Raw genomic sequence first — 16,533 nt, forward strand, 5'->3', positions numbered from 1 at the left:
TTTGACCCCACCCTAACCCTCCCCTTGTAAGGGGAGGGGACTGGATTTTATTGTTTTATTGTTTTGGTGTGTTCGGTGTGTTCCCCATTCCTCATTCCCTGTTCCCTGTTCCCTGTTCCCTGTTCCCTAAGATAAAAATTACCTGTTGAAAACTTATCAAACATCCTCTAAGACAAAATGAATAAGTTAAAAGAATCTACCGTTGAACAAGCTACCATTGACTGGTTATCAGAACTCGGCTACACCTACTTAAACGGTGCAGAAATCGCCCCCGGAGCACCCCAGAGCGATCGCCCAGAATATGATGATGTTGTCCTGATTAACCGCTTACAAAATGCCTTACAAACCATAAACCCCCATATTCCCTTTCAAGCTATCCAAGACGCAATCAAAAAAATCACCCGGTGCGAAACACCAATACTTAATGAAAATAACCGCCGGTTTCATCAATATCTCACAGATGGGGTAGATGTTGAATATCAACAAGGGGGACAGACCCAATATAAAAAAGTTAAAATCATTGATTTTGAAGAAATTAATCAGAATGATTGGTTAGTAGTTAATCAATTTCGGGTTCAAGAAACAGGTAAAACGGCGCGTACCCCCGATGTGGTAATTTTTATCAACGGGTTACCCATCGCCGTGATGGAACTCAAAAACCCCGCCGATGAAAACGCTACTTTAAAAGGTGCATTTAACCAACTGCAAACCTATAAACATGATATCCCCTGTTTATTTCCCTATAACGAAATTCTTGTAATTTCCGATGGTACTTACGCCAGAGTGGGAACATTAACCGCAAATTGGGAGCGGTTTATGCCTTGGCGTTCCCTAGATGGTGAAAATATTATCACTAAACAAGAAGCAGAATTAGAAACTATTATTAAAGGTATTTTTCATCAAACTACTATATTAGATATTCTCCAATACTTTATTGTTTTTGAAGTCAACGAAGACAAGATTATTAAAAAAATGGCTGGGTATCACCAATACCACGCCGTGAATAAAGCCATTACTGCGACTATCGCCGCTACTCGCCCAGATGGAGATAGAAAAGTGGGGGTAGTTTGGCATACCCAAGGGAGCGGTAAAAGTCTCACCATGGCTTTTTATAGTGGGAAGTTGATTCAACAACCAGAAATGGAAAATCCCACCTTAGTTATTTTAACTGATAGAAATGATTTAGATGACCAATTATTTACTACCTTCTCATCCTGTATTGATTTACTGCGCCAAACACCCAAACAAGCAGCAAATAGAGAAAGTTTAACGGAACTCTTAAAAGTAGCAGCGGGGGGAATTATATTTACTACTATCCAAAAGTTTGCTCCAGAAACAGGTAATGAGTACCCGGAACTTTCCCCCCGGCGCAATATTGTTTTAATTGCTGATGAGGCCCATAGGAGCCAATACGGCTTAAAAGCTAAAGTAGTGGTTAAATCTGCCAAAAAGGACTCTAATCAAGTCTCCTATCTCGTACCTAAAGGAAAATCTCAACTGAAAGTTGCTGATTCTTCTAGCACTTACAATACTCAAGGGAAAAGACAAATACAGGAAATCAACCCAGAAGCTGCTGATATTAAATACGGTTATGCCAAATATTTAAGAGATGCTATACCTAACGCGGCTTTTGTAGGTTTTACAGGTACACCCATTGCCCAAACTGATAAAAATACCACTGCTTTATTTGGGAATTATATAGATATTTACGACATTCAACGGGCTGTGGAAGATGAGGCCACAGTCAAAATTTATTATGAGGGACGATTAGCCAAATTAGATTTAGACCCTTCAGAACGCCCCAAAATCGACTCGGATTTTGAGGAAGTTACAGAAGATGAGGAACTCACCACTAAAGAAAAACTCAAAAGTAAATGGGCGAGATTAGAGGCTTTAGTGGGTGCTGAAAAACGTATTAATCAAATTGCTCAAGATATCGTCACACATTTTGAGAATCGCACCGCAGCACCAGAACTTAGGGAGGGTAAGGGGATGATTGTTTGTATGAGTCGCCGTATTTGTGTAGACTTGTACAACGCTATGATTCAACTAAAACCAGAATGGCACAGTGAAGATGATCGCCAAGGGGTGCTCAAAGTTATTATGACTGGTTCTGCTGCGGATGACCAGAAAATGCAACCCCACATCCGCAGTAAAAAAGCCCGCAAAGACTTAGCTCAACGCTTCAAAAAAGCCGATGATGCTTTTAAATTAGTAATTGTCCGGGATATGTGGTTAACTGGTTTTGATGCACCTTGTTTACATACTCTCTATGTAGATAAACCCATGCAGGGACACAATTTAATGCAGGCTATAGCCAGGGTAAATCGCGTCTTTGAAGATAAACCAGGGGGGTTAGTGGTTGATTACCTGGGTATTGCGGAACAACTCAAAGACGCTCTCAGAGATTACACCGAAAGGGATAGAGGGGAAACAGCAATAGATACCAGTATCGCCTTAGCTGTGATGCGGGAAAAATGGGCAATTGTCAAAGCCATGTATGACGGGTTTGATTACCAGAAGTTCTTTACAGGTAAAGCCACAGAACGAGTATCGATTATTCCCGCCGCCCTGAATCATATTCTGGGGTTGGAAGATGGTAAACAAGGTTACACTAAGGCTGTGGGCGAGTTATCTAAAGCCTTTGCTTTGGTGAGCAGTACGGATGAGGCGATCGCAATTCGGGATGAGGTGGGATTTTTCCAAGCTATCAAAGCAGCTATGGTTAAGTATACCACAGTCAACGGTAAAAGTCCAGAAGATATAGATGCGGCGGTGCGTCAAATTGTCTCCAAAGCGATCGCCAGTGACCAAGTAATAGATATTTTCACATCTACTGGGTTAAATCAACCAAATATCAGCATTTTCTCTGATGAATTTCTCGAAGAAGTGCGGGGTTTACCCCACAAAAACCTGGCGGTAGAAACTTTACAAAAATTAATTAATGAGCAAATCAAAATCAGTGCTCGTAAAAATCTGATTAAATCTCGTTCTTTCCGAGAAATGTTAGAAAATACCATCAAAAAATATCAAAATCGTGCCATTGAAACCGCCCAAGTCATCCATGAACTGATTTTACTAGCAAAAGCCATGAAGGAGGCACAAAAACAGGGTAAAGACTTAGGATTAACAGAAGATGAAATAGCTTTTTATGATGCGTTGGAAGTCAACGACAGTGCGGTGATAATTTTAGGAGACCATACCCTCAAAGCGATCGCCCGGGATTTAGTTAAAGCCATTCGTGCTAATTTAACCATTGATTGGACAGTTAGGGAAAATGTGCAGGCTAATTTACGAGTAAAGATTAAAAGATTACTCAAAAAGTATGGCTATCCACCAGACAAACAAGCAAAAGCCATCGCCACAGTGTTAGAACAAGCCGAGTTAATTTATCAATCTTAGGGTATAATTGGCTCAAAAATGCGAACAATAGCCGAAATTAACGAAAAAATCAGCCACCAACGTGCAGTAGTATTGACTGTAGAAGAATTAAAAGCACGAGTTGCTGAAGTTGGTATCACTCAAGTAGCCAAAGAAGTTGATGTCATTACCACCGGTACATTTGAGCCGATGGAGTCCAGTGGTGCAATTATTAACCTGGGACAAACTGACCCCCCGATAAAAATTCGCCGCTGTTGGATAGATGGCGTACCAGCCTACGCAGGGTTTGGGGCAGTAGATTTATACTTAGGTGCCAGTTGTACCGTAGATACCATGGATGGGGAAGAAGTCCGAGAACATGGTGGTGGCCATGTCATGGAAAATTTGATCGCTGGGAAACCTGTACAGATCAGAGCCTTGGGACAAGTAACAGATTGTTACCCCAGGGCGAGCTTTGAAACTACCATTACCCGTGACACCATCAATCAGTTCTATTTATTCAATCCGCGCAATCTCTACCAAAACTTTATTGTCGGCGTTAACGGGGGCGATCGCCCACTATTTACTTATCTAGGTCCTTTACAACCCAGTTTAGGAAATGCGGTTTACTCTAACCCCGGTGCAATTTCCCCCTTACTCAACGACCCAGATTTACAACTAGTTGGTATTGGTACGAGGATATTCTTAGGTGGTGGTATTGGCTATGTTGCATGGGAAGGAACTCAACACTTCCCCTTACAAAAACGCCTACCCAATCATACACCCATTGGACCGGCGGCCACTGTAGCCTTAATCGGCGATGCTAAACAAATGAATCCCCAGTGGGTGCGGGGTTGTTACTTTAAAAGCTATGGTCCTTCATTAATGTTGGGTGTAGGTGTTCCCCTCCCGGTATTAAATGAAGAGGTAGTTAAATATTGTGCCGTCCAGGATAAAGACTTAGTAGCGCCCATCGTGGATTTTTCCATTCCTCGGCGAGTCCGTCCTACCTTTGGACTGGTGAGTTACGCCCAACTCAAGTCTGGGCGGATCACCATTGACGGTAAAAATGTCAGGGTTGCTCCCCTAGCTAGTATATTATTTTCCAGGGCGATCGCCACGGAATTAAAATCATGGATTGGTGCGGGTAATTTTACCCTCACAGAACCCGTGGCTCAAATTCCCATGGACAGATCATTTTTACCCCAAGATCGCTGGACAGATTTTTAATGGGAATTGGGGAAGTGATGATCTTCTCCCCCTCTCCCCGTCTTGAAGGAACGCCCGACCAGATGCGGGGTGTTTTCCTTACTCCTGAGTTGGTTTCGGCCGTTTAATGGGCTTAGGAGTGGGGGCTTTGGCTATCGGTTTAGATACCGCCAATGGTTCGCCGGCTGTTTTCTTGATTGGTTTTGGGGTCTCCCCATTACGTCTAGGGGGAAATGGCTTTCTCGCACCACCACGGGGGCCACCTTTAAAAGGCGGTTTGCGTTTTTTGGGTAGATCGGCGATCGCCTCAGCTTTTTCTACTACCAAGACATCCCCTTCCCGCTTGGCTTGAAAATCCCAGAACTTGCTCACGGCTTTGGTGCTCAACACGCCCCGGAGTTTCAACTTAAAATATTTGGGTTTATCACCGGTTTTGCGAGGAGCCTGCTTAATTTTGACCACTAAGCTCTTAGCGTCAAAAGATTGGTACACTACCTCGCCACGAACAGAAAAAGTACCATCAGGTAGTTCGCCAGAAGATACGACTTCACTTGTAGATTCTTCTTGGTTTTCTGGTTGAGGGTCATCGGTTTTGTGTAGCTCTTGTGTTCCCGAATCTTGGTTGTCCTCGCCTCGGGAGTGTTTAGCCAAATTTTCCGGCTCCCAGACCCCTACAATTTGCAGGTGTAAGGTGTCGTTCTCTTGCCTTGTGCGTGGGTAAACTACCCACAAATGATCTGTTTGTAAATCTAAATGATTTTTGACTAAGCTCATAATCCGCCCCAAGAGGACGGCGTTAAGTGTGACTCCATCTGTGGTTATGAGTGTACCTTGAGTAAATTGTTCGCTGCTAGCAAGGTAACGACCTCGGACTAAACCAATGGCTCGGTACTGCATTGCTTCACTGGGTGGTGGAATTGGTTGCACCCGATGAGGCTCAGTTTCATTTGAGCTGGTGTCACTAGGCTGAAGATGGGAATTTTCCAGGTTAGATCCCTGGACTGCTGCTACTTGATCACCATTTTGATGACCATTAGCAGCCGCCTCTGGATTGCTTTGAGGCTCATGGTAGGTAGAAAAGTTGGAAGATTCAGGTGAAGGCATCAGGTGGGAATTCATAAAAACTCCTTGCGGCGGAGACACATCCCAATTATGGGATTTAACGAAGGCAACTAAAAACAGGATTTGTGCGGTTAATGAAAATAGATTAGGTGTTCACAAACCTACACCAGAACGAGCAATACAATGGTAAGCAAGTTATGGGACTTGACGGTCCTATAACTGGGAATCTTTACACTTTTGGGAAGCATATCATAGGTAAATTTCTGACAGATCCTCCTAAAGTCATCACTAACTTTAGCAATGTGAATAGTTAATTGTTATAAAATTCACAGACCATTGGCGGTATTCCGCAAGGTTTTAGAAATTTTCCCCTTTCCGATTTATGTAAATAATCATGTAGTTTCAATTTTGGAGTATGACTAAACCGTGTCTCAACCGCGCAATAGTTGGATAATTAAGATCATTCTAGCTTTCTCAGTTAGCGCTTTTCTTGGCGTTTCCCTAATTCCTATCATTGGAGCCATCAATCAACCCTCCCCGTCAGCCCAAAATCTCCCAGTCAAGGGGGTTTCTTCTGATCAGTTGTCAAATTTGCAGGAGGAAGCAAAAAATTATGAGTTGGTTTTAGAAAGGGAACCAGAAAATCAAATTGCGCTCAATGGTTTATTACAGGTGAGGCTAAAACTTCTGAGTTTAAATCAAGGTGATGTTCAAGGGGTGATTAAACCTCTAGAAAAACTCGCCCAACTTAATCCAGAACAGTCTCAATATGGGGTGCTATTAGCCGAAGCCAAGCAGCAAATAGGGGACCAGTCAGGAGCAGCCCAAGCTTACCGCTCAGTTTTAACCAGTCATCCCTCTGACTTAAAGGCTTTACAGGGTTTGGTGGCTCTGTTGCTCAATCAGCAACGTCCTGATGAGGCTGTGAGTTTACTTGAAGATACTCTTTCTGGAAATACAACCCCAATGGGAAGTCTGGATAGGGTGGCTGTACAGGTGCTATTAGCTACTGTTCACGCTTCTCAGAAACGCTATGGGGAAGCTACCTCTATCTATGACCAAGCCATTAAAAATGATCCTCAGGATTTCCGTCCGGTTTTAGCTAAAGCATTACTGCTCAGAGAACAGGGTAAACTGGATGAAGCTCAACCTTTATTTGATAACGCCCTGGCTTTAGCACCTGCTCAGTACAAAGATGAAGTCAACAGGGCTATTGCTTCCCCAACTTCTGTCCCAACTTCTGTACCTACTCCATCGCCGAAAAATCCTGAAGAGTAGTTATTATGCAGTGATAAATTACAGTCCTTGGATAGCAGCCAAGATACCAAAAATCAGAAATAGACATCCGCCAATAAAACTGAGTTGACGTTCCGAAATACGTCCGGCAATCAGTTTACCTCCAATCACGGCGATCGCAGTACAAATTATATGCCCTAACACCGCACCCGCAGCTACTCCCACAGGATTATATCTGGCTGCTAAGGCAATTGTGGCTATTTGGGTGCGATCGCCCCATTCTGCTATAAATGTCAGGGTGAAGGCTTCTATGAAAATTGCTAAGGGGCTTTTCGACTTTCTTTGTAAATCTGCCTTATATACTGCCTCTTTGGCCTCATTGATCACTTCTATCTCCGATCCGGACTCAGGCATTTTACTAGCTTCATAGAGCAGTTTAATCCCGAATCCTAGAAATAATACTATTTCCCCATACTTCAGGTAAATTTCTGGTAAGAAAGATACAACCCTACCGAAGATTACAGATAAGATTGTCATGGCGGCTAGGGCGCCCCCTACACCGATAAATACTAGCTTACGCGAGTATCTCATCGCCAAAATTACGCCTATAAAAAATGTTTTATCCCCTAATTCGGAAACTGTAATTAGTAATAAACCTGCTGTAAATGCTGTTAACACTCTCTCTAACTCCTGAAGGACTTTTTACCTGTGTGGAGCTCCCATGAGAGTGGCAAAACTTCACTGAGAGCTTCACACAATTTTTCTTGTGTAAACTCAGTGAAGGTCTCGCTGCCAAATTAAATATTGATCATATTGTTATTTGTCATCTGAACCAGGTTCATCACCAGTATGTTGACTCAGATGTTTAAAATAAAGTGACTTTATTTTAAAGCTACTCCCCTTCTATGTAGGGTAATTATACCCCCATTCATGGGAGGAGTCAAGCAATATTTGTTATTGCTCAACTCCAGTTATAGCTACTATTGACCGCTGCTAACTGTTTCTGGCATAGCTGAAGAGTGATGTTCTGCTATGAGCCATTGATCGCCAACTTTATTATAAACAAAGGTGTATCTGGCTGGAACTTCTCGAGTCTGACCATTAGTGGTAAGTCTAAATGTATATGTCCCTGAATCAATAGCTACACCACAATACAGGCGAATACTGCGGTAATTAATTCTGCCTACGGGCTTGTTTTGTAAGAAAGTTACAAAATAGTCGTGAATTTCTTTATGATTTCGTCGCACTTGGTTGGAAACTGTAGGCAACAAAATGGCATTTCTGGCATAGTTGAGAGTGACTTTATTTGGGTCACCTGTCTGTAAAGACCCGTTCCATCGGTCAAACAGTTGGGCAATTTGTGGTCTAGTTACCTCGGGACATTGAGTTTGGGCTTGGACGGGAGCCGTTGGTAGAACCGTTGTACTAGCAATTGCTGCAGTGAAAATTGATGCTAGTGCAGAGCGAAAGAATTTTTTGACCATAAACTTTCTCTTGTGAAAAGCAGGGGTTTAAAAGTGAATATGATAGGGGTGTATGCTTATCATCCATTTAAGATGCTATAAAAGGTTCGGTGTTCCCAAAAATGAAAATTACCTGTTGAAAAGTGGTAAAACAACCTCTAGGCTGAGTTGAAACTTTGCCAATACCACCATGTATCTGTCACACTGTAGATGTACAGCCATTAAATTATTAGCGACTGCTAATTTGTGCATTAGCAGCATTTTCTGCCCGTAACATAGCTGAACTTAAAGACTGTTGACCAAGCAAAGCACTAATAAACTGATTATCAAAATTATTAGATATAGCAGCCGGATATTGACCTAACTGCCAAGTAGTAGCATAATCTATACCAGCAACTAAAGGCGATCGCAAAGGGTCTTGATCATAACCCAACCTTGCTGCTACTGATGTGCGTGTAGGCAATGCAAACCCCGTACCTGTCCATTGCGCCATTCCTTCCTTACCGGTGAGAAAAGAAATCAACTCCCAGGCGGCGGCTTTATGCTGTGACTGCTTATTCATCACATAGGCCACAGTAAAGGCCATTGTACCCTTTTTATTATTAATTGTAGGTATTTCCGCGGTGGCAAACTCCAACTGAGGAAAAGTCGTTTCTAAATAAGGAATAGCCCAATTACCTTCAATGACCATTGCGACCCGGTTTTGACCAAACATTTCTGTACCTGAGCTAGTACCCACATCAGTAGCTTGGGCTGAAGTACCATCTTTTTGATACTGGTCTACCACCAACTGCAACCCCCGCACAGCTTCAGGACTAGCAAAAGCAGCATAACCATTCTCATCAATGACTTTTCCTCCAAAAGCAGCAATTTTGTAAGCTTGATAACTCAACTGGGGAGTAATTCCAAAACCGTATCTGTTCAACTTACCGGTCAACTGCTGGGAGTAGGTGCGTAATTCATCCCAAGTAGTGGGGGGAGTGCTCAAACCCGCAGCGGCAAAAGCCTTTTGATTATAAAAAAGTGCCAGGGTAGAATAATCCTTAGGGAGACCATAAATATGATCTTTGTACTTAAAATTATCCAGCAAGGTCTCTTCAAAGTCCTCTAGGTCAAATTCGGGGGTAATGTAAGAGTTCAAGGGTTCTAAGACATTCTGACTCATAAAGAAAGGAGCTTCTAGGGATTCCAGATAGAACACATCGGGCGCAGCTTCCCCAATTAGGCGAGTAGTGATGACATCCATGTACTGCTCAGAAATCACTTCATATCTCACCTTGATGTCTGGATGTTGTTCCTCAAACTGTTGTAGTAATTCTTTTAACAATTGTTGCTCAAGGGGATTACCCGCCCAACCGCTCAGTTTGATAGTTACGGCGGTAGTTGGTGGCTTTAGTAGTGGGAAATTTTCGTAAGTAATCACAACTAAGGCGATCGCCAGCACTAGCGCCAAAAATTTCACCCAGCTTTTTGTACTCACAAACAAATACCAGCTCTTTAATCTAACTTATCTCTTCTAGCCGTGTTAATCTATCTTTAAAGAATCTATATTTTTGTTGACAAATAGAATATAAGACCACCAAGAATAATTCACAACAGTTAACTAAGGATCTCATTTCCTCAATACAAGAACTCATGCTAGGGTGTCCCACCGCTCAAAGTAAGCTATGACTTCTGCTAATTTTAAAACAGTAGCATCAGTAAATCTGGAAATTCCCGAGATTAGCTCACCGCCTACAGTAGTTTCTCCGGTTTCTCGAATTGGCAAAAATGAGATTCGCACCAGTTTAAAAGCCTCAACCCTGGATGCAGTCTTTGCGGCTATTTTCTCCCTCAGTACTGGTGGGATTCTGCTGAGTAATTTTCTCGTAGAATTAGATGCTAGTCCAGTAGTTTTTGGGATGTTATCCTCAATCCCCATGCTGGTGAATCTCATACAGCCATTGGGTGCTTACTTATCGGAACGCACTACCAGTCGCTTTCAATATTCCCTATGCACCCATGGAATTGGGCGGCTAATCTGGCTAATTTTATTTATAGGTATTGGGTGTTTACATTTAGAAATTTTCAACTTCCATCAGCTGGTGGTTTTAACCCTATCAATTCTCCTGATCAGCCATCTGTTAGGGGGACTAGGAAGCGCATCCTGGCTGAGTTGGTTAGGGATGATAGTACCGCGACAACTAAGAGGTAGGTATTTTAGTATACGCAACAGCGCAGCCAGTTTGACCAATTTGCTGTGTTTACCTTTAGCCGGGTTAGCTGTATCACATTGGCGAGGGGGGACTTTACAAGGTTATGGAATAGTGCTCATCACTGGTATTGTATTTGGGATGATTGGGTTAGGATGCCAGTACTTCAAAGTTGATATAAATCCAAAGTTACAAAATACTATCTGTAATTATCCCCAAGAAAAATTAATTAATTCAACTGTAATCACTCCCGCCGCAAACCAGCCGAGTATCTGGCAAAACTCCCAGTTTGTCATATTTGTGCTCTATTTCAGCTGTTGGATGTTTGCGGTTAATCTCAGCGCCCCTTTTTTTAGCCTCTATATGCTAGATGGGCTGAATTTAGATATTAGCTTAGTATCACTATATACCAGTTTACAGGCAGGAGCGAACTTATTGATGCTGATTATATGGGGGAAATTGGCAGACAAAATTGGGAGTCGGCGGATTTTGATATTGGTGGGAATTTTGGTGGCGGTAACACCAATTTTGTGGATAGGAATTAATACTAACTACATTGACTTTTGGATCTGGCTGCCACTGTTACATATTTTAACTGGAGGTACTTGGGCAGCAATTGACTTATGTAATAATAATATACAGCTAGAGATTGCACCAGTGAAAAACCAGTCTATCTATTTTGCGATCGCGGCTGCCATGGCTGGAGCCAGTGGTGCTTTAGGTACAACCATTGGCAGCTTGATAGTACAATTTACTAATTGTGGCGGCTTACTGGGATTATTTATCCTTTCCGGCGTGTTGCGCTTAATAGCACTTGTGCCACTGATATTTTGGCAAGATTGAGGGAACTAGGGATTGGAGATGGACTAGGTTGATCCCCAATTCCCAGTGTTCTCTTATTCAGCAGCTGTAGAACTCAAGGTCATGGTTTCCCATCGCATCATGGGGTGTGTGGTAGTGGGTATGGGTTGGTGCAAAGCAATTAACTGGGCTAGGGTGTTCTTCAATTGCGTACGGGGTACGATATCATCAACAAAACCATGCCTTAACAAATCTTCTGCGGTTTGAAAATCCTCTGGTAGTTTTTCCCGCAGGGTTTGCTCAATGACTCGCCGACCTGCAAAACCAATGGTTGCTTTCGGTTCGGCAATAATAATATCTCCCAACATGGCAAAACTAGCAGTAACCCCTCCGGTGGTAGGATTGGCCAAGACGGGAATATACAGTAATTTGGATTGGCGGTGACGTTCCAAAGCGCCGGAGATTTTAGCCATTTGCATTAAGGAAAGCATTCCTTCTTGCATTCTCGCTCCGCCAGAAGTACAGACAATAACTACAGGGTAACGTCGCTGGGTGGCTTGCTCAATCAAGCGGGTGAGTTTTTCTCCCACCACTGAACCCATACTACCGCCCATAAAGCGGAAGTCCATAACGCCCAGGGCTATGGGTAAACCGTTGATTTGACCTAAACCAGTTTTAACTGCGTCCACTAAACCTAGTTTATTTTCCATTTCCCGCAGGCGATCGCCATAGGGTTTGCGATCTCGAAATTGCAGGGGGTCTGTGGGGCGCAGATGCTCATTAATTGCTTCCCAGGTATTGTTATCTATCAACTGGCGGATACGCTCATCGCTATCTACCCGATTATGATGTCCACATTCAACGCAGACCATCTGGTTAGCCTTGAGGTCTTTTGTATAGGTCAATACGCCACATTTGGGACACTTGTGCCACAGTCCATCAGCAATCTCCCGTTCTTGGGGTTCTAAGTGGGTAGATCCTGATTTCCGTCGATTTGCAAACCAATCTAACAGAGACTTTAAACCACGTGATTCTTCGTTGTTTGCCATTTTTATCTTTTTTTTAAGTGGGTATGAGGTTGAAAACATATCCAGCCACTATGGGATATCCAGAATAAGCAGTTTCAAGTCTAGAGCGATACAATGGTGGCTCTTGTGACCTACGCCTTCAAAGTCTCCAGATTTGCTCTTGTACAAACGCAAATAACACCCCATTTTGGCTTTTGACTTGTGACTACATGTGACTACATTTCAAATTACACTGATCAGCAGTTCAGGACTGGTGAAAACATCTTTGGTTGTCAGCTTAACGAAAATGCTGATGCTAACACAAGCCTGATGCTCACCGGAATTTTGTAAATTGATTGATCGCCATAGTCACAGTCATATAAAAATCAACCGTTTGTGTTAAAGTGAACAAATATCTATCTGTTCCGGGTGACACTTGATCAAGGCAGAACCTTGATTGGTGTAACGGCAACACTCCCTATCCCAGCGAAAGCATTTGGGAATGCTTTTTTGATAATATTAGCCGACCCATTGCAATCTGCATTTAGGAGGATTCCTTTAACTCAGCTTCGTATGTTTTAGGTAGAGTTTCTTCCATATACTCAACTTTAACACCATGAATTTCTACAAATAACTGGAATATCTCAAAATTAAATGCATACCATGAGAGAATTTTGTCAAGGTATTACCAGAAATATTAAGATATTTGGCTTACAGTAGAAAACTCCTCAATTAGATGTAATGTCCTTAACCCAATACTGAAACACTCGCTTTTGATAAATCATTTCCATTGCTAAGTCAACAGTGATATCCATAGGCTTTCTTGATCTCCTGGGTAGTGATTGTTCTCCCCATAGGGAGAGACCATCCCCTACCTACTTAGACTAGAAATGCTATACAGACGTAGTTATCCTAGCTAATGCGTCTTGTTTATCACCAGAGAGTGATACAATTCACAATCTGATATTAACAAAAGGTAAAAGCTGCATGGGGTAATCACAGCTACAAACAGGAAAGCCAAAGGACTGTCAGACTCCCCTAATCTCCCCCTAATTTTAGTGAGGCGCAATCGGGAATGGAGAATCTCACGAGACCTGTGGCTAAAATATTGAGTGCTGGATTCTCTTGGGTGAGCAGGAGTCCCTCAAAAGCCTACCAAAAGCTCTTTGTTCTCCAACCCTTGGCGGTGATGATAAGATAACCGCACCACTGAATATTAAAAAATTCACAAATTATCCGTCTTTTCTGTTGTGTCATTAGATAATCGCACCGCCCCTTAACTATACCCATCCTATGGAAGCAATGGGGATGGTCAGGGGGCGGATACACAACAAATAAAACTAACAATAGAGGCACCCAGCACCGAGACTATGATACTGCTCGGGAAGACCATTAAAATGTCCACATATTGCCTGTCACTTGGAAGACATTGACCAAATGTGAAGACATTTTCAGGGGCGATGCGGGGTAAACAGTTAATCAATGAGATTTAAACCTAATACATATGTGATTCAATTTGACTTAATGGGACAAAACATTCTTGCGGTAAAAGTACTGGCTGCTGAGTGAAAATTACTTTACCCCGATGAGTAAGGTAATTAATTGCTACTCCTGAAGGTTGTCCAGCTATTTCAGGATGTACCTCACAGTGGGTGTAGTAAATCTGCCCGGCTGCTCTGATTAAGGCTGGATCAATCAAAGGAGACTTGTTTTTGGGGGCAGTATATTTTTCTTTTTCTTGTCGTAATGCGTGCACTATCGACTATTTTATATTTACTAAATTTGTCTTTAGTCTATCTAATGGCTTGGGCAAAGGTTGCCAAAATGCCGAACTTCAACAGAAAATTATGATTTTTCCATGGCTCCTATTAGTGATTCTCCCATAGCGCGGCAACCTAAAAGATTCATATTAGGAGACATAATATCACCTGTGCGATCGCCTTGGGCTAAAACTTGCAATACAGCTGCTTCTATTTTATCTGCGGCTTGGGGCTGGTTTAAACCGTAGCGTAACATCATGGCCGCACTCAAAACCTGTGCCAGAGGGTTGGCTTTATCCTCGCCGGCGATATCGGGGGCCGAACCGTGGACGGGTTCAAATACACCAGGGCCAGAAGCACCTAGACTGGCAGATGGTAACATACCAATGCTACCGGTGAGCATGGCAGCTGCATCAGAGAGAATGTCGCCAAATAAGTTCCCTGTGACAATAGTATCAAACTGCTTAGGAGCTCGTACCAGTTGCATGGCGGCGTTATCGACGTAGAGGTGAGACAATTCCACATCTGGATATTCTGTAGCCAATTTAGTCATGCGATCGCGCCACAACTGTGATACTTCTAATACATTGGCTTTATCTACTGAACAGAGTTTCCCCCCTCGTTTTCGCGCCGTTTCAAAAGCTACTCGCCCAATGCGGTCAATTTCTGACTCAGTGTAAACCATGGTATTCACACCGCGCTTCTCACCACTATCAGTAGTAAAAATCCCCTTGGGTTTACCAAAGTAAATACCACCGGTGAGCTCTCGCACCACCATAATATCTACACCTTCCACAACTTCCCGTTTTAAAGTAGAAGCGTCAACTAACTGGGGTAAAATTTGGGCTGGGCGGAGATTGGCAAATAATTCTAGTCCCGCACGCAACCCTAACAAACCTGCTTCTGGGCGTAAATTGGATGGTAGGGAATCCCACTTGTAACCACCAATTGCCGCCAGTAAGACAGCATCACTGTTACGGCAACTATCTAGGGTAGCAGATGGGAGGGGTTCACCGGTAGCATCAATTGCCGCACCACCGATGAGGGCTTCGCAGAATTCAAATTGCAGATCAAACTGCTTACCGATCACTTTCAGCACGTCTACCGCTACGGCCATAATTTCAGGACCAATGCCATCGCCGGGGAGTAGAGTAATGCGGTAGTTCTGGGACATAGTTAATTTTTCAAAGGGTAAATGCTTGCCGATTCCATATCATACTAAATTAGGTTCTCCACGGGAACTAAAAACACACCAACATCACCCATATCCCACAAAACACCAGTTTTTGATTACCACTTCCACATCACAGGATTTTCATCGAGATGGTCAGTAACAATGCGCCCGATGACATCGATTTGTGCGAGTTCTTCCCCAGAAAGTTGAATCTGTGCCGCGCCGGCGTTGTCTTGTGCTTGTTCAGGATAACGCGCCCCGGCGATCGCACTGGTTTGAGGTTGGGCAATTAGCCAAGCTAATGCTAACTGCGCCAGGGTACAATCATGACGCGCCGCTATGGGGCGCAGTTTTTCTAAAGCTTGTTGGGCGCGTTGAAAGTTTTCACCTTGAAATAAGCGATTTTTAGCACGGTTATCTGCTGGGTCAAACTGATGACCAGGGGCAAATTTTCCCGTTAACAGTCCTTGGGCTAAGGGTGAATAAGCCAAGATAGAAATATTATTTTCTATACAATAAGCCATGGCATCCTTTTCTACCTGCCGCCAAAATAAAGAATAAGGCGGTTGTAAACTGTCAATCCGTCCATACTGTGAGGCTGCTGCTAATTGGTCGCGGTTAAAATTAGACACACCTATTGAGCGGATTTTACCCTGTTGTTTGAGTTGGTTGAGAGCCAGCATGGTCTGTTCAATGGGGACTATCTCACTGTTGAAAGAACCGGAAGGCCAGTGTATTTGATAGAGGTCAATGTAATCTGTCTGGAGATTTTTTAATGAGCGATCGCAAGCTTCAATCACTAAATCATACTTGAGATGGTTGGCGAAAACTTTCGAGGCATACTCAACCCTGTGGCGGACATCAGATAAAGCTGCGGCTACAATTTGCTCAGAATGTCCTTGTCCATAGACTTCAGCAGTATCAACTGTAGTGATACCAGCTTCAAAGGCAGCTCGGATGGTTTTAATGGAATCAACATCCTCAATTCCCGTCCACATGGCTTTACCGGCTTGCCAAGCCCCCATGAGGATGGGTGTAATGTAGATGTCGGATGTACCTAGTCTGCGCTTTTCCATAATGCTTAATTGATCAATATCTCCGAATAGTTGATACTCTAAAGGGTTTTGGGGTCAATTGAATCAGAATAACGGTAGATTATTTAATTGACAGTTCCCAGAAAATTTTGCATCTGTGGAAATCCTGCAAATGTAGGTAATGTCAGCAATTCGCCCCCCTGTAGCTATGAAAACAACTGGAATATCTGCCTAA

At 43.1% G+C, this 16,533-nt stretch carries 12 protein-coding genes; 4 read left to right on the forward strand and 8 right to left on the reverse strand.

What is annotated here, in order from left to right; genetic code table 11:
• Positions 1 to 177: 177 nt before the first annotated feature.
• Together IM676_RS09535 and IM676_RS09540 are read left to right on the forward strand one after the other, a co-directional pair.
• Positions 178 to 3,402 carry a type I restriction endonuclease subunit R gene (locus IM676_RS09535; RefSeq protein ID WP_200989956.1) on the forward strand — a complete coding sequence of 1,075 codons (3,225 nt, stop codon included), beginning with the start codon at positions 178 to 180 and terminating at the stop codon, positions 3,400 to 3,402.
• A gap of 18 nt (positions 3,403 to 3,420) precedes the next feature.
• Positions 3,421 to 4,590 carry a homocysteine biosynthesis protein gene (locus IM676_RS09540; RefSeq protein WP_200989957.1) on the forward strand — a complete coding sequence of 390 codons (1,170 nt, stop codon included), beginning with the start codon at positions 3,421 to 3,423 and terminating at the stop codon, positions 4,588 to 4,590.
• A 78-nt stretch (positions 4,591 to 4,668) separates the two neighbouring features.
• On the opposite strand, the gene IM676_RS09545 is transcribed toward IM676_RS09540, so the two are convergent.
• The gene (locus tag IM676_RS09545; RefSeq protein WP_200989958.1) at positions 4,669 to 5,688 is read right to left on the reverse strand and encodes a hypothetical protein; all 1,020 of its coding nucleotides are present in this window, start codon (positions 5,686 to 5,688) and stop codon (positions 4,669 to 4,671) included.
• Positions 5,689 to 6,057: 369 nt separating this feature from the next.
• Between IM676_RS09545 and IM676_RS09550 the strand changes: the two genes are divergently transcribed.
• Positions 6,058 to 6,909: a tetratricopeptide repeat protein gene (locus IM676_RS09550; protein WP_200989959.1), complete on the forward strand. Its 852-nt coding sequence runs from the start codon at positions 6,058 to 6,060 to the stop codon at positions 6,907 to 6,909.
• Between the two features lie 18 nt (positions 6,910 to 6,927).
• On the opposite strand, the gene IM676_RS09555 is transcribed toward IM676_RS09550, so the two are convergent.
• From IM676_RS09555 to IM676_RS09565, 3 genes are all read right to left on the reverse strand, one after another.
• Positions 6,928 to 7,545, reverse strand: a complete 618-nt coding sequence (locus tag IM676_RS09555) for a TMEM165/GDT1 family protein (RefSeq protein WP_200989960.1) — start codon at positions 7,543 to 7,545, stop codon at positions 6,928 to 6,930.
• A 302-nt stretch (positions 7,546 to 7,847) separates the two neighbouring features.
• A complete protein-coding gene (locus tag IM676_RS09560) occupies positions 7,848 to 8,351 on the reverse strand; it encodes an SgcJ/EcaC family oxidoreductase (RefSeq protein WP_200989961.1) in 504 nt (167 codons plus the stop codon).
• Between the two features lie 208 nt (positions 8,352 to 8,559).
• Positions 8,560 to 9,810 carry an ABC transporter substrate-binding protein gene (locus IM676_RS09565; protein WP_225880486.1) on the reverse strand — a complete coding sequence of 417 codons (1,251 nt, stop codon included), beginning with the start codon at positions 9,808 to 9,810 and terminating at the stop codon, positions 8,560 to 8,562.
• Positions 9,811 to 9,997: 187 nt separating this feature from the next.
• On the opposite strand from IM676_RS09565, the gene IM676_RS09570 reads away from it, so the two are divergent.
• Positions 9,998 to 11,365, forward strand: coding sequence for an MFS transporter (locus tag IM676_RS09570; RefSeq protein WP_200989962.1), 1,368 nt, complete (start codon positions 9,998 to 10,000; stop codon positions 11,363 to 11,365).
• Positions 11,366 to 11,418: 53 nt separating this feature from the next.
• Here the strand turns inward: IM676_RS09570 and accD are convergent, their stop codons facing one another.
• The 4 genes from accD to IM676_RS09590 form a co-directional block, all read right to left on the reverse strand.
• A complete protein-coding gene (gene accD, locus IM676_RS09575; protein WP_200989963.1) occupies positions 11,419 to 12,372 on the reverse strand; it encodes an acetyl-CoA carboxylase, carboxyltransferase subunit beta in 954 nt (317 codons plus the stop codon).
• A gap of 1,453 nt (positions 12,373 to 13,825) precedes the next feature.
• Positions 13,826 to 14,086: a hypothetical protein gene (locus IM676_RS09580; protein WP_200989964.1), complete on the reverse strand. Its 261-nt coding sequence runs from the start codon at positions 14,084 to 14,086 to the stop codon at positions 13,826 to 13,828.
• A gap of 89 nt (positions 14,087 to 14,175) precedes the next feature.
• Positions 14,176 to 15,264 (reverse strand): 3-isopropylmalate dehydrogenase, encoded by a 1,089-nt coding sequence (gene leuB / locus IM676_RS09585; RefSeq protein WP_200989965.1) that lies wholly within the window; start codon positions 15,262 to 15,264, stop codon positions 14,176 to 14,178.
• A 116-nt stretch (positions 15,265 to 15,380) separates the two neighbouring features.
• Positions 15,381 to 16,340 carry an aldo/keto reductase gene (locus IM676_RS09590; protein ID WP_200989966.1) on the reverse strand — a complete coding sequence of 320 codons (960 nt, stop codon included), beginning with the start codon at positions 16,338 to 16,340 and terminating at the stop codon, positions 15,381 to 15,383.
• Between the last annotated feature and the right edge of the window lie 193 nt (positions 16,341 to 16,533).

The organism is Anabaenopsis elenkinii CCIBt3563 (genome assembly GCF_015245355.1).
In the GTDB taxonomy this organism is placed as follows: Bacteria; Cyanobacteriota; Cyanobacteriia; order Cyanobacteriales; family Nostocaceae; genus Anabaenopsis; species Anabaenopsis elenkinii.

Excerpts from the sequence above, each read along its gene's own strand:
- IM676_RS09535 (WP_200989956.1), top strand. The coding sequence starts at position 178 with ATGAATAAGTTAAAAGAATCTACCGTTGAACAAGCTACCATTGACTGG.
- IM676_RS09540 (WP_200989957.1), top strand. The coding sequence starts at position 3,421 with ATGCGAACAATAGCCGAAATTAACGAAAAAATCAGCCACCAACGTGCA.
- IM676_RS09545 (WP_200989958.1), bottom strand. The coding sequence starts at position 5,688 with ATGAATTCCCACCTGATGCCTTCACCTGAATCTTCCAACTTTTCTACC.
- IM676_RS09560 (WP_200989961.1), bottom strand. The coding sequence starts at position 8,351 with ATGGTCAAAAAATTCTTTCGCTCTGCACTAGCATCAATTTTCACTGCA.
- IM676_RS09570 (WP_200989962.1), top strand. The coding sequence starts at position 9,998 with ATGACTTCTGCTAATTTTAAAACAGTAGCATCAGTAAATCTGGAAATT.
- accD (WP_200989963.1), bottom strand. The coding sequence starts at position 12,372 with ATGGCAAACAACGAAGAATCACGTGGTTTAAAGTCTCTGTTAGATTGG.
- leuB (WP_200989965.1), bottom strand. The coding sequence starts at position 15,264 with ATGTCCCAGAACTACCGCATTACTCTACTCCCCGGCGATGGCATTGGT.
- IM676_RS09590 (WP_200989966.1), bottom strand. The coding sequence starts at position 16,340 with ATGGAAAAGCGCAGACTAGGTACATCCGACATCTACATTACACCCATC.